This is a genomic window from Micavibrio sp. TMED2 (assembly GCA_002168225.1).
Classification (GTDB): Bacteria; Pseudomonadota; Alphaproteobacteria; order TMED2; family TMED2; genus TMED2.
Genome location: NHBH01000009.1, coordinates 13502 through 36105, shown reverse-complemented (window position 1 = coordinate 36105; position 22604 = coordinate 13502). Strand labels below are relative to the sequence as shown.

Annotated in this window: 22 protein-coding genes and 1 CRISPR repeat array (1 of these 23 cut by a window edge); of the genes, 7 read left to right on the top strand and 15 right to left on the bottom strand. The window is 59.1% G+C overall.

Going from position 1 to position 22604, the window contains the following annotated elements:
- Positions 1–33: 33 nt before the first annotated feature.
- From CBB62_11895 to CBB62_11865, 7 genes are all read right to left on the bottom strand, one after another.
- Entirely contained in the window at positions 34–1452 is a 1419-nt protein-coding gene (locus tag CBB62_11895) for a hypothetical protein (GenBank protein ID OUT39116.1), read from the bottom strand.
- Positions 1453–1669: 217 nt separating this feature from the next.
- Positions 1670–2668, bottom strand: a complete 999-nt coding sequence (locus tag CBB62_11890; protein ID OUT39115.1) for a glutathione-dependent reductase — start codon at positions 2666–2668, stop codon at positions 1670–1672.
- Between the two features lie 24 nt (positions 2669–2692).
- A complete protein-coding gene (locus CBB62_11885; GenBank protein ID OUT39114.1) occupies positions 2693–3265 on the bottom strand; it encodes a hypothetical protein in 573 nt (190 codons plus the stop codon).
- Complete coding sequence (locus CBB62_11880) at positions 3262–3918, bottom strand: hypothetical protein (protein ID OUT39113.1); 657 nt, start codon at positions 3916–3918, stop codon at positions 3262–3264. Before CBB62_11880 ends, CBB62_11885 begins: the two co-directional genes overlap by 4 nt.
- Positions 3919–3920: 2 nt before the next feature.
- The gene (locus CBB62_11875; protein ID OUT39112.1) at positions 3921–4583 is read right to left on the bottom strand and encodes a hypothetical protein; all 663 of its coding nucleotides are present in this window, start codon (positions 4581–4583) and stop codon (positions 3921–3923) included.
- Positions 4584–4762: 179 nt separating this feature from the next.
- Positions 4763–5725, bottom strand: a complete 963-nt coding sequence (locus CBB62_11870; protein ID OUT39785.1) for a hypothetical protein — start codon at positions 5723–5725, stop codon at positions 4763–4765.
- Positions 5726–6025: 300 nt separating this feature from the next.
- Complete coding sequence (locus tag CBB62_11865; GenBank protein ID OUT39111.1) at positions 6026–6658, bottom strand: glutathione S-transferase; 633 nt, start codon at positions 6656–6658, stop codon at positions 6026–6028.
- On the opposite strand from CBB62_11865, the gene CBB62_11860 reads away from it, so the two are divergent.
- A complete protein-coding gene (locus CBB62_11860) occupies positions 6657–7568 on the top strand; it encodes a hypothetical protein (GenBank protein ID OUT39110.1) in 912 nt (303 codons plus the stop codon). The genes CBB62_11865 and CBB62_11860 overlap by 2 nt on opposite strands.
- On the opposite strand, the gene CBB62_11855 is transcribed toward CBB62_11860, so the two are convergent.
- The 5 genes from CBB62_11855 to CBB62_11835 form a co-directional block, all read right to left on the bottom strand.
- Entirely contained in the window at positions 7569–7928 is a 360-nt protein-coding gene (locus tag CBB62_11855; GenBank protein OUT39109.1) for a hypothetical protein, read from the bottom strand. It abuts the gene before it with no gap.
- A 130-nt stretch (positions 7929–8058) separates the two neighbouring features.
- Positions 8059–8526 carry an NADPH-dependent 7-cyano-7-deazaguanine reductase QueF gene (locus tag CBB62_11850; GenBank protein OUT39108.1) on the bottom strand — a complete coding sequence of 156 codons (468 nt, stop codon included), beginning with the start codon at positions 8524–8526 and terminating at the stop codon, positions 8059–8061.
- A gap of 1 nt (position 8527) precedes the next feature.
- Entirely contained in the window at positions 8528–9253 is a 726-nt protein-coding gene (locus CBB62_11845) for a 7-carboxy-7-deazaguanine synthase QueE (GenBank protein OUT39107.1), read from the bottom strand.
- Positions 9250–9606, bottom strand: a complete 357-nt coding sequence (locus tag CBB62_11840) for a 6-carboxytetrahydropterin synthase QueD (protein ID OUT39106.1) — start codon at positions 9604–9606, stop codon at positions 9250–9252. Before CBB62_11840 ends, CBB62_11845 begins: the two co-directional genes overlap by 4 nt.
- A complete protein-coding gene (locus CBB62_11835; GenBank protein ID OUT39105.1) occupies positions 9599–10288 on the bottom strand; it encodes a 7-cyano-7-deazaguanine synthase QueC in 690 nt (229 codons plus the stop codon). Before CBB62_11835 ends, CBB62_11840 begins: the two co-directional genes overlap by 8 nt.
- A 214-nt stretch (positions 10289–10502) precedes the next feature.
- Here CBB62_11835 and CBB62_11830 point away from each other — a divergent pair, with 214 nt between their 5' ends.
- Entirely contained in the window at positions 10503–10913 is a 411-nt protein-coding gene (locus tag CBB62_11830) for a hypothetical protein (protein ID OUT39104.1), read from the top strand.
- Between the two features lie 45 nt (positions 10914–10958).
- On the opposite strand, the gene CBB62_11825 is transcribed toward CBB62_11830, so the two are convergent.
- A complete protein-coding gene (locus CBB62_11825; GenBank protein OUT39103.1) occupies positions 10959–11810 on the bottom strand; it encodes a hypothetical protein in 852 nt (283 codons plus the stop codon).
- A 168-nt stretch (positions 11811–11978) separates the two neighbouring features.
- Here CBB62_11825 and CBB62_11820 point away from each other — a divergent pair, with 168 nt between their 5' ends.
- The 4 genes from CBB62_11820 to CBB62_11805 are packed head-to-tail and all read left to right on the top strand — an operon-like array spanning position 11979 to position 19995.
- Complete coding sequence (locus CBB62_11820) at positions 11979–13205, top strand: type I-U CRISPR-associated protein Cas7 (GenBank protein OUT39102.1); 1227 nt, start codon at positions 11979–11981, stop codon at positions 13203–13205.
- On the top strand, positions 13205–14698 hold the full coding sequence (locus CBB62_11815; GenBank protein OUT39101.1) for a type I-U CRISPR-associated protein Cas5/Cas6: 1494 nt from the start codon (positions 13205–13207) through the stop codon (positions 14696–14698). The genes CBB62_11820 and CBB62_11815 overlap by 1 nt, the downstream gene beginning before the upstream one ends.
- Before the next feature lie 24 nt (positions 14699–14722).
- Positions 14723–18916, top strand: a complete 4194-nt coding sequence (locus CBB62_11810; GenBank protein ID OUT39100.1) for a type I-U CRISPR-associated helicase/endonuclease Cas3 — start codon at positions 14723–14725, stop codon at positions 18914–18916.
- Complete coding sequence (locus CBB62_11805) at positions 18913–19995, top strand: hypothetical protein (protein OUT39099.1); 1083 nt, start codon at positions 18913–18915, stop codon at positions 19993–19995. Before CBB62_11810 ends, CBB62_11805 begins: the two co-directional genes overlap by 4 nt.
- 310 nt (positions 19996–20305) lie before the next feature.
- Here the strand turns inward: CBB62_11805 and CBB62_11800 are convergent, their stop codons facing one another.
- Together CBB62_11800 and CBB62_11795 are read right to left on the bottom strand one after the other, a co-directional pair.
- The gene (locus CBB62_11800; protein OUT39098.1) at positions 20306–20506 is read right to left on the bottom strand and encodes a hypothetical protein; all 201 of its coding nucleotides are present in this window, start codon (positions 20504–20506) and stop codon (positions 20306–20308) included.
- Positions 20506–20793, bottom strand: coding sequence for a hypothetical protein (locus CBB62_11795; protein ID OUT39097.1), 288 nt, complete (start codon positions 20791–20793; stop codon positions 20506–20508). The genes CBB62_11800 and CBB62_11795 overlap by 1 nt, the downstream gene beginning before the upstream one ends.
- Before the next feature lie 414 nt (positions 20794–21207).
- Between CBB62_11795 and CBB62_11790 the strand changes: the two genes are divergently transcribed.
- Positions 21208–21771 (top strand): hypothetical protein, encoded by a 564-nt coding sequence (locus CBB62_11790; protein ID OUT39784.1) that lies wholly within the window; start codon positions 21208–21210, stop codon positions 21769–21771.
- A gap of 313 nt (positions 21772–22084) precedes the next feature.
- Positions 22085–22604: a CRISPR direct-repeat array (repeat unit 36 nt; unit sequence GAGCCTCAGGCCCAAAAGCCTGAGCCCAATTGAAGC) (it continues 2112 nt past the right edge of the window).

Sequence of the window (22604 nt, the reverse complement as noted above, 5' to 3'; positions counted from 1 at the left end):
GAACCAGCCTTTTCCTTTGGGCGATCCGTCAGATCACCGATCATTGTCGTAGCGGGCGGCAATCCAGCCGACATTACGATACTGGCGCTCGAAGAAATCCTTCGGCAGCTCATAGGCCTCGGTATCGCAGTAATAGGGCTCGTTCCAGTAGCGATCGTCATCATCATAATAATAATCATCACAACGCGAACTCTCATAGGAACGTATAACGATCCCGAGATCATCGCCGAAATACCGGACACCGCTCATGTCATAGCCGTAATGGACCATGTCGTAATACTGGCGGAAGGTGATCAGCCGGTCGCTATAGGCGATCTGCTGGTCTTCGCTCGACATCTCCTGCTGCGGACCGAGCTCCATGCTCTCCTGCAGGAAGAAGTTCTTAGGCATCAGGAACCGGTTGCTGCCGAGCCATTCAAAGTTGCTCGTGTCAAAGCCCCAGACCTTGTATTCGAGGTATTTGTTCCAATCCATGGTCCGCTCTTCCTCGGACTGCATGTACTGGGCCCATGTTATGTCATCGAGATTGATCGGGTCGCCATCGGGGCCATAGGCACCCTCGCCCTGAACATAGGTCGCCGTCAGCGTTTCCTGATTGAACTGGTCTTCATAATCCGCCGGAACATCAAGGGCCGGATCTTCCAGATCGTTCATGGTGGTGGTTACAGGCGGCACTGTGCCACTGCCACCACTGGACACACCGGGATTGGTGATGTCAGTCGACACACCGGACTCAAACGCAGCCTCATAGGCCTCGATATTGGTCGGGCAGGCAGATTCTGTCGATGCCATGTTACATTCGGCATCTTCGGCGAGCATGCCGGTACGATCCTGAAAATCATCGATCTCCTGGACAAAGGCATTGGCCTGATCAACCGATGATTGCGGAATTTTCTCGATATTGCTGTTGATCGAATCTGTGGCGATGGCCCCGGTCGGGGTACCGCCAGCCATCTCCTGATCCACAACCGCCTGCTCAACATCGCTCATGCGCTGCTGGGAGTCTTCCAGACGCTGGTCCTCTTCCTCATCATAGACAAGGCTGTTCTGGACATCCTGTTCGCTCGGCATGCGAGACGAACTCTGGGTCGTGCCAGACGACACCCCACTCATCATCTCCAACCGTCGTTGTTCATATTCCCGGATCCGCTGATCTTCCTCGGCGGAATAATTCACGCCCGATGCCTGCTCACCGGTGTCATAACCGTAAAGGGCGAAGGGGTCGGTGCCCTGATCCTGCGTAGTGCCCGGGGCCGCACCGCCCTGCTGGGCATTGGCGAGAACCGGCCAGGCTGCAATCATCGCCGCCAATGCTGCACCGGCCATCAGGGCCAGATACCAGCTTCGGGTGCTCTGCTGGTCATCGGCAGCAATGGCGATTGCCCGTGCATGACCGCCGGCACCATGCCTTTGCCCGATCTGGCCACGAGTATTCTGCGTGTGATGTACCATCTGCAATCCCCCGATTTCCGGCAACAGGTGCAAACCCTGCCCCCCGCATATGTCGAGCATTATCCCCCGTCGACATAGATATTATGCGGCAGAAACGCAGCTGACCACACAATATATCAGATAGTTTATACCCGAATATGCGCCGATCGTGAACGATTAAGCCGTCCGAAACCGGTTATTTCGGCATTTTTGCTAAAATTTTAGCGGTTTCGGGAAATCAGGCCGCCAGTTGCACCGGTCCGAACCGGTCCCGATCATGGGGTGCCGCAAAATCTATATCAGGCATCGTGGCGACAACGCCTGTGGGATTCACCTGCGGATGGCTCTGGTAATAATGGCGCCGGATATGGTCCATATTCACCGTCTCGGCAATGCCCGGCCATTGGTACAGCTCGCGGGTATAGGCCCAGAGATTGGGGCAATCGACAATCCGCTGTTTCGAGCATTTGAAATGCACGGCATAGACGGCATCGAACCGCAACAGGGTCACGAACAGCCGCCAGTCGGCCTCGGTGATCCGGTTGCCGACCAGAAACCGGCTCTCGGACAGGCGCTGTTCCAGCCAATCGAGCGTGTCGAACAATGGCGCCACCGCCTCGTCATAGGCATCCTGCGTACTGGCAAAACCGGCCTTGTATACGCCGTTGTTGAGGGTGTTGTAGATGCGGTCATTCACCCGGTCGATTTCCGGGCGCAGCGCTTCGGGGTAGTAATCCCCGGCAGTCGCCCCGATACCGTCAAAGGCACTGTTGAGCATACGGATAATGTCAGCACTCTCATTCGAGACGATGGTACCGGTTTCCCGGTCCCACAGGGTCGGCGTTGTTACCCGGCCGGTGAATGACGGATCAGCCTGCTGATAGATCTGATAGAGGTAGTCTGCCTTGAAAATCGGGTCTGGCACGACCCCCGGCCCATCGGCGAAGGTCCAGCCGTGATCGCGCATGTACCAGTGAACGACAGAAACCGGGATGGTACCTTCCAAACCCTTTAGTGCCCGAAAGATCAGGGTGCGATGTGCCCATGGACAGGCCATCGATACATAGAGATGGTAGCGCCCGGCCTCTGCCTTGAAGCCGCCGTCACCTGTAGGACCAGCCGTGCCGTCAGACGTTATCCAGTTGCGGAACGGGGAATCCCAGCGTTTGAACCGGCCCTTGTTTTCCTCGGTCTTGTAGCCTTCGTCCTGCCATTTACCATCGACGAGCATGCCCATGAGTTGCCTCCTGTGCTGTTTCGGTTATCGCGTTGCCACGAGTGTGATGGTGACCGGAATTTCCTGTGATACCCAGGCGGCATCGGGATCTGATTTGGTGCCCATGCCAAGGGCAATACGATCGAGTGTCACCTCTGCCTGCATGGCTGCCCGGTCACCCTCGATAGTCAGCACGAAGGGCAGATCAACCGGCGTTTCCTGCCCCTTGATGGTCAGGGTGCCGGTGGCCTCATACTGGCCATCGCCCAGCGCTGTGATGCTGTCGGTGGCGAAGGTAGCATCCGGGTAATTGGCCACATCGAACCATTCGGTATTGGGCAGGGTCTTGTCATAGAGCGCGGTGCCGGTTTCGGCAGAAGCAGTGGTCACGACCACCACAACCGACGCCTGATCCGGAGCCTCTGGATCAAAATCAATTTCGGCAGTCCAGTCATTGAACTTGCCGCTGAACGGACGAGCCGCATGAGTGCCGGAGAAGGCAATGCTGCTCTCGGCCTTGCTGACCTGCCAGTCAGCCGCATTGGCGACCGGTGCAATCGCCACAATCAGGGCCAGCGCCGGCAGGGTTGAAAGGACAGCACGCAGAAATCTGGTCATGAATTATCTCCGGTCAATGTCGGGGGTTGCAACGCCTCACGCCGCTGAAGCCGTGGCACCATGCGCAGCATCAGATGATCGCGCGCCATGAACTGGTGCTTGAGCGCCGCGCCGACATGCAGGATCAGCAGCGCGATACCCAGCTTGGCGATGATCTCATGGCTCAGCTTGAAGCCGGCCTCAACGCCTTCCTTGGCGCTGTCATCAAGCGTGTAGAGCCAGGGAATATGCGGAATTTCAAATAGCCCGAACCAGATGGTCGGCAAGTCCCAGGGGCTGGTGGAGACCATGGCCCAGCCGGTCAGCGGCACCGCCAGCATGAAGCCGTAAAACGCCCAGTGGGTCAGGTGCGCGGCCCATATCTCCCACCGTTTCATGCCCATGGGCAGGTCCGGCGGCCGATGAAACAGCCGCCAGACCAGACGCAGGATACTGAGCAGGAGAACGGTCAGCCCGAGCGATTTGTGCCACTGATAGGTGTCATAGGCGAGCGCCTGATAATCCGCCTGTTTGATCGCATCAACCATCCACAGGCCGCTGGCCAGTTGCACAATGATGGCAATGGCAATCAGCCAGTGAAGGATGATGGCAATCAGGCTGTAGCGTGCCGTATCGGCAGCTGCTTTATCGGTAATATCAGTGCTCGCGGACATGATCAGGGTACGCGGTTGAACTCGGCTTCGATCAAGACTGTTACGTCATCGCCGACATAGGGCACACCGTAATCCAGACCGAACTCCGAACGTTTCACCGTGGTGGTACCGGAAAAGCCGATGGCGGCATCCTTGGTGAAGGGATGTTCCTCGAGATAACCATTCATGGTGACATCGAGGGTAACCGGCTTGGTCACACCAAGCAGGGTCAGGTCACCGGTAATGGTGCCGGTATTATCGCCGGTAATCTCAATCGAGGTGGATTTGAAAGTAATCGCCGGAAACTCGCCGGTATTGAAGAACTGCTCACCGCGCAGCTCGGCGTTGAAATCCTTCTGCTCGGCATTCGGATAGTCGGTATCGACCGAGGCTGGATCAATCGTGACGTCTACCGAGCTGGCCGCCGGGTCCTCGGCATTGAATTCGAGGGTGGCATCAAGGGTGTTGAAGCGTGCGGTGTAATCCGCCAGTCCCAGATGGCGTACCTTCCAGATCACGCTGGCATGGGTCGGGTCGACGGCATAGGTGCCGCTCGGGATCGGCAGATCGGCTGCGGTGGCAGACTGGCCATAGACCAGACCGCCAACGGTCAGAGCGGTGGTCAGGGCAAGGGCGGTGGTAAAGGTCTTGAGATTGGTTTTGATACCGTGGCTACGGGCAAACATCCGTTATTCTCCTCAATCGGCATGGGTCACGGCGTCATGCCGCAAATCCTTGAACCACAATGAAATGGTATAAGTACCGATTGAAGCAAAGCACTTGTTTGTGAACGTACTGTTCACCCGGAAGAAACAATCCCCGGCGCTATTCTCTTGACGCCGGGGAATGACATTAGGTGCTGCTGTTACGTGCCGTTGTTACGGGCCAGCGACAGGCGCCCGGCAAAGGGCAAACTGAAGAACGGCTTGTCGCTGCCAAGACGGGTCATCAGGAAGAACAGCAGTGACCCGCCGAGGACCGTGACGCCGTTGAAGACAAGCAGAAATGTGGTCTGCTTCAGCAGGATCAGCGCGCCGATATATTGCGCAAGTATCGAGAAATAGAGGATACCAACGACAAACTCACGCGACCGGTTGCGGATGAACCACGCACCGAGCGGCGCACCGAGCACCACCACCGGCACACAGCACAGCCACATGCTCCATGCTTCCGCCGCCAGAGGCTGGGCGGCAAAGCCGAAGCCCTTCCAGAAGAAGGCGGCAACTGAGTTGGATGCCATCAGCACGACCGAGGTCGGGGTGGCAACACGCTCGGAGACCCGCAGGCCAAGCACCAGAAACGAGAAGATGATAATATCGATACCGGAACCGACGATGCCGGTAATAACCCCACCGAGGCCGCCGAGAAACGCCAGCGCAACATAATCAAAGGTGCAGAGTTCCACATCCGCGCCCTTGGTTGGGCGTTGCTTGTCACGGTTCATCAGATAGAGCGAGACACCAAAGCTTAACCAGACAGCGGTGAAGAAGGTCTTGGCCACCGGACCGGGGAACAGCGGCGCCACATAATCGAGACCGATGAAAACGCCACAGGCACCGGACAGAGCGGCGACAATGATCGCCTTACCAACCACCGGAATGCGCAAAGACAGGATGGTGATCGCCGCCGCCGTCATGCCGACAGACTGGATCATTATCGAGAAGTCACGGGCAATCGCGGGCTTGATACCGAGGATCAGCGTGAACACCGGGAACGCAACGGCACCACCGCCCTCACTGGTTGCACCGGCGATGAATGAGCCGAACACCATGGTCAGGCTGGCAACCCAATAGGTGGCAAACAGGTGCCACAGGTCGGACACGGCCATGTAACCGAGCCACGCCAGCCAGACGACAGCTGCGGTGATGAAGGTGGGATGGGTAAGAACTTTGCGTACGGTCGATGGTGCCGCGGATTGTGCCGCAGATTGTACCAGTGACATTGGCTGTGCCCCTCATAGGAATAGCGACGGGCATTTGCATGGAGCAACGCTTTCAATAGCGTTTGCATACGCAACTACCCAATCAATGTCCCTGTTCTACGGCAGCGACAAGAAAGTGGTGCACAAACAATTTCGCATCTGCAGCATTATTTTTTGCAGGGCAGCGAGATAATGAGCCGAACGGCGTCAGGCAGGCTGTTGAAATTGCTCCAGCAATGCATCATCGAGCGCCCGTGCCCGACCAAGCGCCGGACGGGCAGCGTGGTGCTTGACGTAAGCGACAAAGGCCGGACGTTTTTCCACCAGCTCGAATGACATGCCCCATTGCAGCAGCCCGATCATTAACAGATCAGCGGTGGTAAAGCTGTCACCGACCAGATGGGTCGTGCCCTCCAGTTCAGCCTCGGCAAGGCCGAATATCCGCTCAAACGTACCATAGCCGAGCATACCGGTATGTTCCTCACGGACCTCGACACCCATGGCATGATTGACCATCGCCGCCTCAAGCGGGCCTGCGACCATGAACAGCCAGCGATAATAGGCAGCACGCAAGGGGCTATCGGTTGCCGGGGCCAGACCCGCTTGCGGGAACGCATCGGCGAGATAGGCACAGATGGCGGCATTCTCGGTCAGCGTCACATCGCCATGGCGCAGAACCGGCACCTTGCCCATGGGATTGACCGCCAGAAATGCCTCGGTTTTCGGCTCACGTATCGGCACGATTTCGGTCTCATAGGGCTGACCGGTTTCCTCCAGCATCCAGCGGGTTATCCGGCCCCGTGACATGGGATGGGTGTAAAGCATCAGGGTACCGGTCATGATAGCCTCCGTAAAAATGTTTCTGTCTCACTGCTTCGGCGCAGGTTTCCATATGCGACATGCGTGCAAGACAGGTAAGCGAAACTGCGCACAGGCATCACCCATCCGACATGGCGACGGCATGAATAACAGAAAAACACGATTGGTTGTTACCGCAATATTCATGGCCCTGACCGGTCAGCAGGCGCTGGCCGCCGAGCCGGTGACAATCGCCGAGCGCCCGGCAATTCTGCACCGCTCTGCCGCTGCTGGCGGGCAGGCGGCACCGACCCTGATCGCGCTGCATGGCGGTCTCGGCAACGCTGACCAGTTGAAGAGCAGCTTTGATCTGACCGCAGCAGCTGACCGGTATGGCTTCAATCTGATTTATGTAAACGGCACACCCCAGCGCCGGATCGGCAACCGCAATACCTGGAATGCCGGCGACTGCTGCGGCAATGCCGCGAAACGGCAGATCGACGATGTCGGCTATCTCGAACAGGTGATCAGCCACCTGATCTCCGACGGTATCGCCCGGCCGGGCAGCATTTACCTGACCGGTACCTCGAACGGGGCGATGATGTCCTATCGCATGGCCTGTGAGCGCAACGATCTGATCGCCGGTGTCATCGCCTTCTCCGGCCCGTTCGTTACCGGACAATGCCGCAATGCGCGCGGCGTGCGCATCTGGCAGCTGCATGGGCTGCAGGATACGACCGTGCCGATCGATGGCGGTGGCAAGGGTCAGTTTCTGATGGGCAAGCCCTTCCCCTCGGTTGAGGAAACAACCCGGTTTCTGCAATCCGGTGGGGCAGATGTCACGGTCACATTATTGCCAAGCGCCAGCCACCGCATCACCTCCATGGCCGAGGCAATGCAGCAGGACAATCATCAGAATATGGCGGATGCCATCGGCGACTTTATCGACTGATCAGGCGACCAGCTTATTGATCCGGTCAGCGAGTTGATCCGGGGAGACCGGCTTGGTCAGCAGCGCCGAGATTTTTGCCGCCTTGGCTTTTTGAATAACAGTTTCGGACGGGCTGGTTGCCAGCGCGATAATCTTTGCAGTGCCGGCCTTGGCCCGCGCGGTCAGCATGGCGAGCAGGTTGAACGGCGCATCATCCTCACCATCAAGGTCAATGATAACCAGCACCTGAGTAGGTAATTGCGGGATTGTATCAAGCGCAGTCAGCGTCTCCATATGCTGAATATCCGGATAGGCGAATTTGCGCAAAAAGTCATAGAGCGGCACGATTGAAGCGCCGCCAACCGCGATTACAGTGTCCATGGATTGAGTCATCAGAAATACCTTAAATACACATAAGAGTATGTGTCAGACTATATGCAACCTCGCCCGCTATTCTAGCAGTAACGCACGAAGGCGGAAATCTTTTCAGCCCTGTGGCTCATCTCCGCACTCAACCGCGCCCGCGATAGGGCGGCACACCCTGATCCGGCACCCAGACATCGCCCGGTGCCGGACCGGTCTGATAGAACACATCAATCGGAATGCCGCCGCGCGGATACCAGTAGCCACCGATCCGCAGCCAGACCGGTTCCAGCAGATCGACCAGACGCTTGCCGATGGAGACGGTGCAGTCCTCATGGAACGCGCCATGATTGCGGAACGAGCCGAGGAACAGCTTCAGCGACTTGCTCTCGACCAGCCAGTCGCCTGGCACGTAATCAATCATCAGATGGGCGAAATCCGGCGCACCGGTGATCGGGCAGAGCGAGGTGAACTCCGGCGCGGTAAAGCGCACGAGGTAATTCGTTCCGGCCTGCGGGTTCGGTACCTTCTCCAGCACCGCCGCTTCCGGCGAGTGCGGCAACTCGCTCTTGCCACCGAGCTGGGTCAGGTTCTCATAGATACTCTTGTCACTCATCTCACACTCCTCGAAGATTGCCCCAGAGCAGCACATGCAGCTGCGGCAGTACCGTTGCGGCAAACCATTGATCCGCGACCGTTTTGTCAACCAGCCAGCGCATCCGCTCCATGATCCCGGTCATATCGACCGCAGCGTCCTCATCATCGGGCGGTGGCGGTGTATGGTTACCGGGCTGGAGATAGACCGGCAGTGTCGGATAGCGCCCCGCCACCTCGCGGGCAAAGTCATAATCACGGTCGTCGAACACGACGAATTTCAGCACTGTCCGGGCATCCCCCGCCGCCGCGATACAGGCGTCGAGCGCCGCCGGATCACAGACCATATCGCTCGATGGCGGTTTCGGGCTGAGGGTCAGCACCGACAGATCGGCAAACCAGTCGCGGGCGATGCTGCCCTGGGTCTCCAGCCCGAATTGATAGCCCCTGCCCCGCCCCATGCCGATCAGTTCACCAAGCGGCTGGATCGCCGGATTGCCACCGGAGAGCGAGACCATCAGCGGGCTGTCACCGGAAAGTTCGGTAACCCGGTCCATGATCGCCGCCGCCGTCATCAGGGCCCATGTATGGCGATATTCGGAATCAACCGCATGGAGCGTGTCGCACCAGCTGCAGCGATAATCGCAACCGCCGGTCCGCACGAAAACCGTCGGCTGGCCGATCAGCGCCCCCTCACCCTGAATGGTCGGGCCGAATATCTCGCTGACCCGGATCACCTCCGCGCTCATGGCCGATATTCCGCCGTGGTTTTCGGGGTTTCCTTGACCCGCACGGCACAAACCTCGGGCCAGCGCGCATGGCACCAGTCATAGAAGTGTCTGGCCAGTTGTTCGGCGGTGACCATGTGGTCGCCCAGCACCTCGTTCAGATGCCGGTGGTCGAGCGTGTCATCCACATAAGCCTTGAAGGCACCCAATTCGAGATAGTCACGGACGAACCCGGCGCTATCGAGGGTCTCCGACTGCAACTCGACCTCAACCACATAATTATGGCCATGCAGCCGGGCGCAGGGATGCCCCTCGGGCACGCCGGTCAGCTGGTGCGAGGCGGAGAAATGGAATTCCTTCCAGATCCTATACATTGCAGGCCTCTTTCCAGAATTCGGGATCAGCATAGACCGTCGGGTCGATGCCACCGGCAAGATGGAATGCCTCACGCCGCTCGACACAGGTACCGCAGCGTCCGCAATGAATGTCACCGCCCTTGTAGCAGGACCATGTACGAGTGAAATCAACGCCCAGCTTCAGCCCCTCGGCGGCAATATCGCCCTTGGTGCGATGCACAAATGGTGTGTAGAGCCTGATCCGTCCCATGCCCTCGAGGGCGTGGTCCTGCATGGTCTGGAACGCCTCGATAAAATCGGGACGGCAGTCGGGATAGATGAAATGGTCGCCGCCATGAACGGCGGTTGCAACAGCCTCGGCCCCGCGGGCGGAAGCGACACCGAAGGCAATCGACAACATGATCGCATTGCGGTTCGGCACCACGGTAATGCGCATGCTTTCCTCGGCATAATGGCCATCCGGCACCGTGACATCATCGGTCAGGGCCGAGCCGCTTAACTGGCGACCAATGGCTGAAATGTCGATCAGGATATGCTCAACACCGAGGTCGTCGGCATGTTCCTTGGCAAAGCCCAGCTCCTTCTTGTGGCGCTGGCCGTAATCGAATGAAATCAGACCAATCAGGTCATGATCGCGCGCCACCATATGGGCGAGCGTGATGGAATCCAGTCCGCCGGAGCAGACAACGAGCGTCTTCATAATGTGAACCCTTGTTTTCGCTGTAACCGGGTAGGCTGCGACCGGTCCCCGCCCCTATCGGCAGGTGCGCGTCTTGTAACAAGGCCCGAACCAAAAGAAAAGCCGGGAGCAAGCGAAGGCCCGAACATCCAGACATATTGGCCGATTGTCGAAAAATGAGCGCCACTCGCGCGACACGTCTTGCCTCGCGCGCGCCATCGCCTAACCTGCGTCCATGTCTGTTCTGATTGTCGGCCTTATCCTGCTGTTTCTCGTCAGCGCCCTGCTCGCCTGGCTGCGGCGGCGCATGCTCGACCGGCAGGCGATCCGCGCGATCATCTGGGCCTTTGCCTATGCGGTGCTGATCCTGCCGGCGATTTTCGGCTATGCGTCACTGGTCAGCGCCGGATGGAGCGCGGATTATGCCATCACCAAGGCCCGCATTTTTGCCGATGGCCCGTATTGGAGCGGCCTGCCGGTCATGCTCAGCATCGCGCTGACACCGGCGTTCTATCTCTATCTGGCCCTGCGCGCGAAACCCGCCTGGCCGGTACTGCTCACCCTCGGCACAATCATGTCGTGCCTCGTCTTCATCTTCGGCGGCCTTCTCCTGACCGCCGGCCGCCTGGCCGGCGTGCATTTTTGAGGCCGGTTCGCATGAGGGGAACTCCAACCGCCCAACAAAACGCCCTCAGTCATCATTCAAGAGCACAATATGCTGTTCTTCAGGCTTGCGCTCCTTATGACCTTCCAGCAGGCCAAGCCGTTTTTTGACATAGAATGCCAACGCCTTGCGGGGCGTCAGTCGCAAACATCCATCGCTCATGCCGTAATCGATCACGATTGCCTGCCGCTGCGGCTCGGTAAGCCCCGGATGGGGGATGATTGTGAGGGTCTCGTGTTCCATCCATTCGGGATCATCCTCACGACGCATATGGGCAGCGTCACCAAGCTCCGGGCTATCCAATCGTCCCAGAACAAAATCCCGAAATTTTTGTTGCCCTGTATCAAAGCCCCTGACATGCCAGCGAAACCCGTCAAACACCAGAGCAAAGGGTTCGAGAACGCGCGGCTTCAGCTCCATGGTCGAGAAAGAGCGATAGCGGCAATGCACCTGCCGCGACTGCCTGATCGCAGCGATTACTGCTGCCAATGTTGCATCGGGCACCGGGCGAACGGGCGCTTCTGCCACCACGATTTCCGGTGGGCTCGTGAACAAGCCTGCAGCCGCTCCCAGTATACCCTCCCCGATCAACCGCAACTCGCTCAGCAATTCGTTCGAGCCACGATGGGGCACATCGACAAATTTTGGACCGGGGCGATAGGTTTTTTCCTGACGATCATAATCCAGCGCTTCCGGATAATACTCCGCAAAGCGATTGAAATCGCCAGTGGCCTGATTGGGCGAGATACCGAATTGCTCAACCAGATCACGCCGGTTGACACTCCCCTCCCAAGCCAGTCGATCAGCAATGAAGGCAAGGCGTTGCTCAACCGTCCAACGCATCGTTTCAGATTTATCCACAGGTCCGGCAGGGGGCATAAAGCATGTTTTGTTTCATATGTATCAGATCAGGCCTTGACTCTAGAACAATCCTCCCAGAATGTATGCGCACAATTTTTGTGAGTACCTACCATTGCATTCAATCGTAGCGTAAAACCCACACAATATCGGGCTCTCGCGGCTCTCAAAACATGAGGAAACATCGAAATGACCCTTAACTATCAAGAGCTTGATGATTTTGTCAGCCGCCACGCCGCGATCCGCCGCCGTCAGAAGTTGCAACCGGCAGGCGGCCCGGGCGACAAGATTTTTCCGCCAACCTATCCGGGTGATGGCAAGAATGACCCGCCGCGCCACGTCTTTGAGGTCCGTCGAGTCCCGGGACAGAAAGACGGCATTGTCTGCGTCCTGATCGACAGCGTGCAGAGCCAGGCCAACCGCATGGAAGAGGCGCTGGTCAGCCTGATTTATGACGAAGATTTCAAGATACCGCGTGTCACCGTTGATTTCAGTGATACCGGCCTGAATGTCGCCGACAGGATCAGTTCACTCGACGCGCCGCACCGGATATATGATGCAATCCTGCGCGACAGCCTGCTGGATGATGTGCCGTTTCTGAAATCACCGCTCGGTGAAGCTCTGATCAAGGCCAAACCGGCAGAAGCGGCAGCCCTGCTCTCCCACGCTCCGACCGCATTGCTGTTCGGCGCCTGGCACAGTCAGGGACAAGGCGGCGGCTTGGGCGCCAAGTTCCAGCGCTCGCTGACATCGGAAATCATCGGGATCAACGTACCAGCAGAGGAAATGGTCAATCGCCAGACCGGTGAATTTCAGGGTCGAAGTCTTGGAAAGCGTACCGGCAGCCGGATGGACCCGCTCGGTATCCGCAAAGGCGTCGAGATATACAAGACAGCGGATGGCTGGGTCGAAACGGCCCAGAAAGGTGCAAAGAAGTCAAAGCCATCAGAAGCCAACCACGGTAACATTGCCCCATCCATTCAACCGCTCGGCGTCACCTGCGATTATGCCGAACAGGTCGTACTGCTGAGCACGGCCGGGCTGCGGCGTCTGCGTTTCGGCACCCCGGAACAGACCCGCGCCGGACGCAGCCTGCTGGCCAGTCTCGGGCTGGTGGCGTTTCTGGCGCAGGATCGCAACGGCTTCTCACTGCGCTCGCGCTGTGATCTTGTCCCGGATGGCGGGCTGCAGGCACTGGAACTGGTGCATCATGACGGCATGGTAAAACAGATCGACCTCGATCTTGATCAGGCCATCGCACTCTATGACGAGGCAGCGGACAAGCTGCGCACCACAGGTGTCGGTTACGAACCCGACCCGGTCATGCTGAAGCCACAGGACAAGCTGATCTCGATCATCCGGCAAAGTGAGGAAATGGCGCTCAAGGATCTGAGCGACGAGGCGGAGGACGAGTAATGCTGGTTCTCGAAATCGAATATCTGGGCGGGGTGTGCTACGCCGCCCGCGATCAGGTTTCGAGTGAACCCGACTGGCCGCCGCAGCCGGACCGGGTCTACTCGGCACTGGTCGCCACCTGGGGCATGCAGGGCGAGGATGACCGTTTCCGCCCGGCACTTACATGGTTGGAGCAACAAGCCGTCGAGGGCGTCTATGCCAGCGACTACAATGCCCGGCAGATCGGCAATGCCTATGTGCCTGTCAATGATGCCCTGACGCTGGCGGAGCGCCGCAGCCGCCAGCCACGCCAGTTCCCCGCCGCCCTGCCCGATGATCCGCTGGTGGAAATCATCTGGACCGAGGAGCCGGAGCAGGAGATTCTCGACCTGCTCGACGACCTCGCCCGCGACACTGCCAGTGTCGGCCATTCGGCGAGCCTGACCCGTTGCCGGTTCCGGCGCGGTGAATCAGTACGCCCCAACCTCAGACAGGCACCACAGCGCCGCATCGGTGCGGGACGGCTCGCGACGCTCGAGGCCAGCTATCATGCCGGGCGCAGACCGCCCCCCGGCGATATTGTCATCGACCATCCCGCCAATGATGCCACCAGTGCTGGCACCACCAAATTCGGTCGCAACTGGCTGGTACTTGAGCTGCATGCCAATAGTTTTGTGCCCTCAATCACCGCGTTTCCGCTCTATGCCAAGGCCATGCGCGATACCCTTCTCGCTGGCTTCGATGCCATCGGCATGACGGTACCGGAAGTGATCTCCGGACACCAACCGGATGGCAGCCCGACGGCAAAACCGCATATGGCTGTGCTGCCGCTTGCCGATCTTGGCTGGCAACATGCCCGGGGCACGTTGATGGGCTTCGGGTTGGCGCTGCCACCGGCTTTTGACAATCCTCACGACAACCCGGATACATTTCAGTTATTACAAGGCGTGATGGCGGCGCTGAATGCCAAGGCCGTCAACCAGTACGGCACACGATTACTGCAACTATGCCCGCGCGGGGATGATGCAAAACGATTCATGATCGAGCTGCATCTTGCATCAGTGACCGGACGGCAATCGCTCAAGCCAAGTCGCTACAGCAGGCCATCCCGCTACTGGGCCACGGCAACCCCGATTGTGCTGGATCGTCATCTGAAACAGCCACCCGGTGATGCCCGACAGCAGGAGATTGAAGCGATCATTGTTCAGGCCTGCCGCAATATCGGCCTACCGGAACCGGCAAGCATTACGGAAGGGTCCTCTGCAGGGCGTCCGGCAATCCAGCTTGGCAAGCACAGCGGCATAAGCGGTGCCACCCCGGCGCATCCGAGCGTCACCGGCACGCGCCCGCGATGGCGACTGCCACCGGCCCTGCGCAGCCGGGAAATGTGCCATGCGGTGATCAGATTTGACCAGCCGGTATCCGGCCCGGTCATCCTCGGCGCGGGTCGGTTCCATGGCATGGGGCTGTGTCTGCCGTTTACACCCCAGCCCCGCTCCAAAACCCGATCATAACCCCATCATGGAGGATAACGCGCCATGACCAGCACCAGCCTGCCCTCACTATCCACCCATGATTTTGACGGCTATTACAACGAATTGTATGGCTATGCCCCCTTCCCGTGGCAAACGCGGCTGGTCGGGCAATTGGCGACGGGGCAGGGCTGGCCATCCGTCATGGACCTGCCGACCGGCAGTGGCAAGACCGCCAGCCTTGATATTGCGCTGTTCCATCTGGCGCTCTGCGCTGATGATCCGGCGCGACCGGCACCGATGCGGATCGTGCTGGTGGTCGACCGCCGGCTGATCGTCGATGATGCCTTCAGACGGGCAGAGGAGATCGCAGAGAAACTGCAAAATGCAGAAGACGGCATTCTGAAAACCGTCGCCGATCGGCTGCGGCATCTGGCAGGTGGCGATATCCCCGTGATGGCACGTGCGCTGCGTGGTGGCATGCCGCTGGAACATGGCTGGGCCACCAGTCCGCACCAACCGACAATCCTGTGCTCGACCGTCGATCAGGTCGGCTCACGGCTGCTGTTCCGCGGCTATGGCATCAGCGATCGCATGAAGCCGGTGCATGCCGGGCTGTTCGGCAATGACTGCCTGTTCCTGCTTGATGAAGTGCATCTGTCAGAGCCGTTCCGCCAGACCCTGTCCGGTATTGCCCGTTTGCGCAGTGAGAACTGGCGCGAAACCGGTACGGCTGACCGTCCATGGCAGGTTGTCGAGATGAGCGCCACCCCGGGCAACCGGGGCGGGCAAGAGCCCTTCGCGCTGGCAGATGATGACAGGCAGGACAGGACGCTGAAGAGCCGACTGGAAGCCACCAAGCCGGTCCGCCTCGACACAATCAAGGGAACCTACAAAACCGCCTTTCCCACCGCCGCCGCTGCGGAAGTCGGGGAATTACTCAAGGATGACAACACAAAAGCCATCGGCGTTGTGGTCAACCGGGTAGCAACAGCGCGGCAGATATTCGAGCAACTGCGCCTGCAACTTGGTGAGAAGGCTGACATCAAACTGATGATCGGCCCGGCAAGAGCGGTTGACCGTGATATGATTGCAGAGGACCTCGACAATATCCGCACCGGACATAAGCCGCGCCCGGAAAAACCGCTGATCGTGGTTGCCACCCAATGTCTGGAGGCCGGGGTCGATATCGACCTCGACGCGCTGGTGACCGAGGCGGCACCGCTCGATGCCCTGCGTCAACGCTTCGGCCGCGTTAACCGTGCCGGGCGCGATATAGCGGCCAAGGGCAGCATTCTGATCACCGATGAGCAACTCAGGAAGCGTTACGCGGATCCGGTTTACGGCGACGCGGTCAAGGCGTGCTGGGACTGGCTGAATAAGCAGTACAGCGAAAATGATGATGTGCTCGACTTCGGCATTAACGGCATGAACGCGCGGCTGCAGGATATGGACCCGATGGCTCTGGCGCCGATGCTGGCCGAACGGCCCGATGCCCCGATCCTTCGCCCGGTCGATGCCGATACCTGCTTCCAGACCGCGCCGCGTCCGGCGGTGGCAACCGATCTCACCCTGTACCTGCATGGCCCGCAGCGCCAGCCCGCCGGGGTGCAGATCATCTGGCGCGGCGACCTCGAGCGCCGCCATATGGGCGAGAGTGACAAATATCGCCGCCAGACGCTCGACATCCTGAGTCTGCTGCCGCCACGCGCGACCGAGGCGATTGAGGTACCGGTCCCGACGGCCCGGCGCTGGCTGCAATCACTGGGCGATCGGCTGCCAGCCGATACCGACGCCAGCGATGTGCCGCTGTTGATCGAGACCGATGATGCCAGTGAGCGCAAATCGGGTGGCTATCGCGCATTTCGCTGGCGCGGTCGGGATGACGAGAACAGCCGGTCGGTCTGGCCGAATGAAATCCGCCCCGGTGACGTGATTGTCGTTCCTGCCAGCGCCAACTACGGCGGGGCCGATCAGTTCGGCTGGAACCCGGACAGCATGGAAACAGTGCCCGATGTGGCCGACCGGGCTGCCCGGCCTTATGCGCGAAGCAAGGCCGCCTTCCGCCTGCATGCAGCGTTACTGGTGCGCGCGATCACGGATGAGGAAAAGACTTCGGAAGAGGGCTTGAAAGCTCACGAAAAGCTTGTGAAAAAGTGGTCAGACCGGCTGGAAAAATGGCTGGCAGAATACCGTGAGGAGACAGACGGACCGGCCCGCATTGTCGATAGCATTCTGTCGAACACAGCCGAGGAGCTGGATCCCGATGCCCACAAATGGCTGGAGGATGCGAATGCCATACTGAATGGCACAGGACCAAAACCAAAAATAGAGCTGGTGTTTCCCTATGGCGATGAAGCCACCGATGACGTGCTGCCAACCGCTGCTATTCTGGCATTCCCGGGCGGAATCAAACTGCCGGATACCCTCAATGCCATCGCCGATAATCCACCCACCGCAGATAATCCACCCAGCACCGAGGACGATCAGGCGAGCCAAACGAGGGCCAATATCAACGATGCAACAGCAACAGATACTGGCGAGAACGCAGACATTGAACCAAGCGACCGCGAATATCTGAACCGGCATAGCCGACGTGTTGTCGCCGCCATCATGCGTGCTGCCAAACATCTGGGTCTGTCGGATGCACTGACCGATGCCTTATGCCGCGCTGCCTGGGCACATGACTGGGGCAAGGCCGATCCACGCTTTCAGTCACTGCTCTATTCCGTACTTGGTCAGACCTTTGCCAATCCTGAAGAACTGCTAGCCAAGGCTGTTGGCAACACATCCGGCAACCCGGTCTCGATGCTGCCAAAGGGTTGGCGGCACGAGGCGTTGTCGGTGCGCATGCTGTTGGCCGAGCAGGATGTGCTGGCCGGTGCCCATGACCCGGAACTTGTGCTGTGGCTGGTCGGCACCCATCACGGCTATGGTCGACCATTCTATGGCTTTGCCGATGAATGGGAGCAACACACGCTGTACCAGCTCCACACCGATGGCATGAGCGACCGGGAACCCTTTGATCTGACAGCCGACATACCGGCACCAAACCGGCTCGGCTTCGACTGGCAGGGCGATGACTGGGGCGGCCTGATGGCCCGGCTGATCCGGCGCTATGGCTGGTGGCAACTGGCCTGGCTGGAGAGCCTGCTGCGGCTCGCCGATCACCATGCCTCGGCCAATCCGGATATGGCCATAAGCGACTGGCAGCCATCCCACCTGACAGGTGCGGCCTTACCGGCTTCGCTGCCCATCCACCGACACCGGCTGGAGGGGCTGGAGCCTGACAATCTGCTGGCGTTCCTCGCCCTGCTTGGCCTGCTCCGCGTGCTGGAAGCTGTACGGCCCGACTGGCACCCACAGGCGTATTGGGATGATGACATGGGCAGGAAGACCCTGCGCCCGGTGCTGCAACTCCGCGCCGAAGTTACAGAGGACGATATCGCCGCTGCCGCTGCCGAGGGCAGCACCAGGCTGGCCGGTGCCCATGATTTCGCGGGCGAGAAGAACCTGAACCATAGCGCAGAAGCGGCACACCGGCTGCTCGGGGATACCGTCAGGGAGGCCTCGCTGGCCGACCGGTACCGGTCTGACATGATGGCGGCCCTGATGAATGATGGCGCAATCAACCGCAAGGGCAGCATCGACCCGACGCCGCTCTGCCTGATGTTCGGTCAGGGGCACCAGCATTTTCTCACCCGGTTTGCCGGTGTCGTGGAGCAGGGCTCACCCGGCAAACGGGGACGCGGCAAGAAGGCCGTGGAGATCAGTGCCGAACAGGCCATGACCGAGGCACTGTTCACACCATGGCAGCGCATCGACCCCACCGATGGCTTCCGCTGGGATGTGGAGGAGGACCGACGCTATGCCCTGCGCGCAGTGAACCCGTCGGGCGATGCCGCCACCACCCAGCATGGTGCAAACCGGCTGGCCGCCTTTGGCCTGTCGAGCCTGCCGGTGATGGCGACACCTTATAGCGACCGCCATATATCGGCGATCCCCGGCGGGCAGGGCGCACGCGACTTCCGCTTCCGCTGGCCGCTCTGGCGGCAACCGGCAAGCATGCCGACCATCACCGCCCTGTTGGCACAGGCCTGGCGTGAGGGTGAAACCATGCCGCCCAAAGCCTGGGACGCTCAGGAAACCGTCGAGCGCTTCAGTCAGGGCAAGTTCCTCAATGTCACCCGTGCAGCCTTCTCAAGGCGACAACCGGCGACAGATGAACCGAACACCAAAACCGGGAGAAAAAGCGCATGATCGAACGCGCATGGATGGTCAGAACCTCGCGGGGCAGCGTGGCAATCCGCGACAGCATCTACGCCGCGCTCGGCGGCAATCAGGGCGGCTGGCTGCGGCAAGGCTGGGGCTGGCATGACGGGCTTGATCTGCGGCTGATCAAGGCAAAGCGCGAGCGTGGCGAACCGCTCGGCACCGATGAGCAGGATGCCTGGCGCAATTCACCGATGCTGGGCAAGGACGCCGGACGCGGCAATGATGCGATCATGGTGGGCGATTTGGTACTGTTGCCCAATATCCCGGTAAACGGCCAGTTCAGCATCTGCGAAGTCACCGGTGACTACCAATATGGCGAACCGCTGGCTGATCATGGCGATTTCCGCCACATGCTGCCGGTCATGCGCCTCGGTTTTCCGGTCGCCAATTCCCATGCGATGGTGCCGGATACCCTGCGCACCCGCCTGAAGGCACGCAACCGCATCGTTCGCTTGCATGAGTTTCATGGTAACTTGATGGCGCTGTCCAAGCTGTCCGCAAAGGATGCTGGCACCGCCTCCTCCGGGGTTGAGCGGGTGTTAAGCATCGCCCAGAGCGAATTGCAGGACACCGCTACCGAATTTGCCGACAAACTCAGAGCCGTCTTCAACAACTCCCTGCAGGCTGCCGAGTGGGAGAAGGCAATCGCCGTCGGCCTTGAACCACTGTTGCGCGAGGCGGAGGTAATCCATACCGGCGGCCCCAAGGAACGCGGCGCCGATCTGGAACTGCGTTTCCCCAACCCCTTCGATTCCGAGCGCGGCTGGGTGGTCCTGATTCAGGTCAAGGATTATAAAGATAAGGTCGAGGTCGAAAAGGCGGAACAACTGGAACAGGCCTTCACCAGCCGGCAACAGGATGACAACTATACTGATCAAATTGTCGAAGTGATGATGGTTGTAACCAACGCCAAGCCTTCCGAGGCGATGAAGGAGAAGTTGGTCGCACTATCAAAAGATTACCATATCCCCTTCACCTTCGTCGAAGGCGAGGCCCTGATGCGCGCCATGGCCCAGGGCTATCTGCACAACCTCAACCTGTTCGGCTCCTCACCGACAACGTGACCCTGTCGAATTGATATACCGCCGATAAACAGCAATCACCCCGGCAGGCACACCACAAGCCGAACAACACGTTGTTGGACCAGTTCACTTCCCCAAGAGCCTCAGGCCGAAAAGCCTGAGGCTAATTGAAGTCGCACCGGTGGCAAGGGTCAGGAATATCAAGAGAAGACAATTGCCAGAGCCGTATTTAAGCTATGAAACCGGCAATGGTCATCTCATCTGGAAACGCCAACACCCCCACTTCAAAAGCATAAATCCGATCACTACCGCCCGGCAATGTCAGCCGGGCGGCAGGATTGTTCACGGGGCATCAGTCCAGATCGACCGGACCGCCCTGTGCCAGTTTTCTGGCCTCCGGAAACCGCTTGCCGGTCAGAATTTCACTGACCCGCCCCTGATTGACCCGAAAAGCCGCCGCGATATCATGCTGGAACTCACCCAACCAGGACCGCCGCCAGATCTCAATCGCATCCTCAAGGGTCAGTCGCGGACTCACCCGCCGCCGCGCCATTACAGACACTCCGGCAGGGAGAGCAGGTTGTTGGGTTCGTAGCCATCAGCCTCGGTTTTCAGATACTTGCGCCCTGAACGGCTGACAGCAACCACGACATAGGCCTTCTGGCCGCCCTGCTGGACAAAGAAGCGCCAACGCCCGCTCTCTGCTCCTGCTATTGCTTGATCAAGCAATAGATTCCACCATCTGCCATCGGCATTCCTGCCGCCGACCCGCTCAATACGTTCGGTTGGGTCATGACGGTCGTTTTTGTTTATGCAGTCTATTCGAATTTCTTGGGTCATTATTAACCTCTTTGGTTAGAAAAAATGACCCTCCAATTTGTTTTCGGCTCAAAAACTGCTACATCTATCAATGCTTGCAAAGCAGCCAAGAACCTTCAGCAGACACTGGAGGGCCTAGGTTTCGCCGGGCGGAGTGTCACCTCCGCCCGGCATTTTTAATTATGGTGCGCCGACCTCATGATTACAAGACATCATTACTCCTTTAAAATCCTCTAATTGACTATAAGACTTTTTTCTGAGACCGTCATGTCGCTGCTCGAGCCTCATTGAAGATAGTCGATTAGTGGATCCCTTAATCGAATGTCCCAAACCTCTCGAGCAGCCCCCTAACACATTCCCGATCGCATCAGTTTGTGCTAATATGTCTGCATGTCCGGGGAGACATTGCCGGGCGGGGCGGCCGCCGACCATCACATGCAGGAACAGTTCACGCTGGCGCTGCCCGCGCCGCCGGTGGCGAGCGATGACCTGCTGGTTCCGGCACGCATGGTCAATGAATGGGTGTATTGCCCGCGCCTCGCCTATCTCGAATGGGTCGAGGGGCAATGGGCCGAGAGCGCGGACACCGCCGACGGCACCCGCCGTCACCGCCGGGTCGATCAAGGCAAGGGCAAGCTGCCGCCCGCCGCCGACCTAGACCCCGCCAACGCTGACACCGGAGCCAATGCGGATAACGGGAAAGACACCACCGGCACGCCGGACCGGATGCAGACCCGTTCGGTCGAGCTGGGCAGCCACAGCCTCGGGCTGGTGGCGAAGATCGACCTGCTGGAAATCGAGGACGGCATGGTCGCGCCGGTTGATTACAAGCGCGGCAAGCGTCCGCACCGGGAGAAAGGCGCGCATGAGCCGGAACGGGTACAGCTCTGCGCCCAGGCCCTGATCCTCGACCTCGGCCCCGCCGACCGGATCGACATTGCTGTCGAATCCCTCGGCAAACCCTTTCAGCCGATCGAGCGAAAACCCGTCGTTATCTGAATTATTATCTGAATTTTTCTGCCCGTCAGACAGCAGGACAGGCTATAATTTCCGTCACCGATCCGGATGAACGGCACCACCCGGACACCGCATTGACGACACGCTGTCCAACTGCCCCCACAAATGCGGGCGATCCGATGGTGAGATTTCCCCCGGGACCGCTCGCATGACCCCAAACATCTGTTCGACAAGGCATTTCATGCTATGATCGGAAGTATTCGTTGTTGGACTGGTTTAATGACACACGCCTTCGGGACAGCGCTCGCACCGAGCGGCCTTTTCGCCGCCCGCCCAGCGACATACCCCCGGGGCAGAGCCTCAGGCCCAAAAGCCTGAGCCCAATTGAAGCTCGTTTGCACAGGCAGATAGAACTGCTGGTGATGGACTAGAGCCTCAGGCCCAAAAGCCTGAGCCCAATTGAAGCCTGCAAGGCTCGCTGCCGTCTGGTGTGAATTTCACTCGAGCCTCAGGCCCAAAAGCCTGAGCCCAATTGAAGCACTATCGAGCATCTCCCGAGCGGCAGTCTCGAAGTCTCGAGCCTCAGGCCCAAAAGCCTGAGCCCAATTGAAGCCTACTCATATCCAGCAGTTAGATCAGAGCATTCCACTAGAGCCTCAGGCCCAAAAGCCTGAGCCCAATTGAAGCGAGTACTTTTCAGTTCTTCAATCATTTCTTTTCGTAGGAGAGCCTCAGGCCCAAAAGCCTGAGCCCAATTGAAGCCGTGCAAGCAAAGCACTTCAGGCGGGAAAAGGTGACGACGAGCCTCAGGCCCAAAAGCCTGAGCCCAATTGAAGCCCAAGCTTTGCTGTTATCGACGGAGGTTCTTGCGGTGG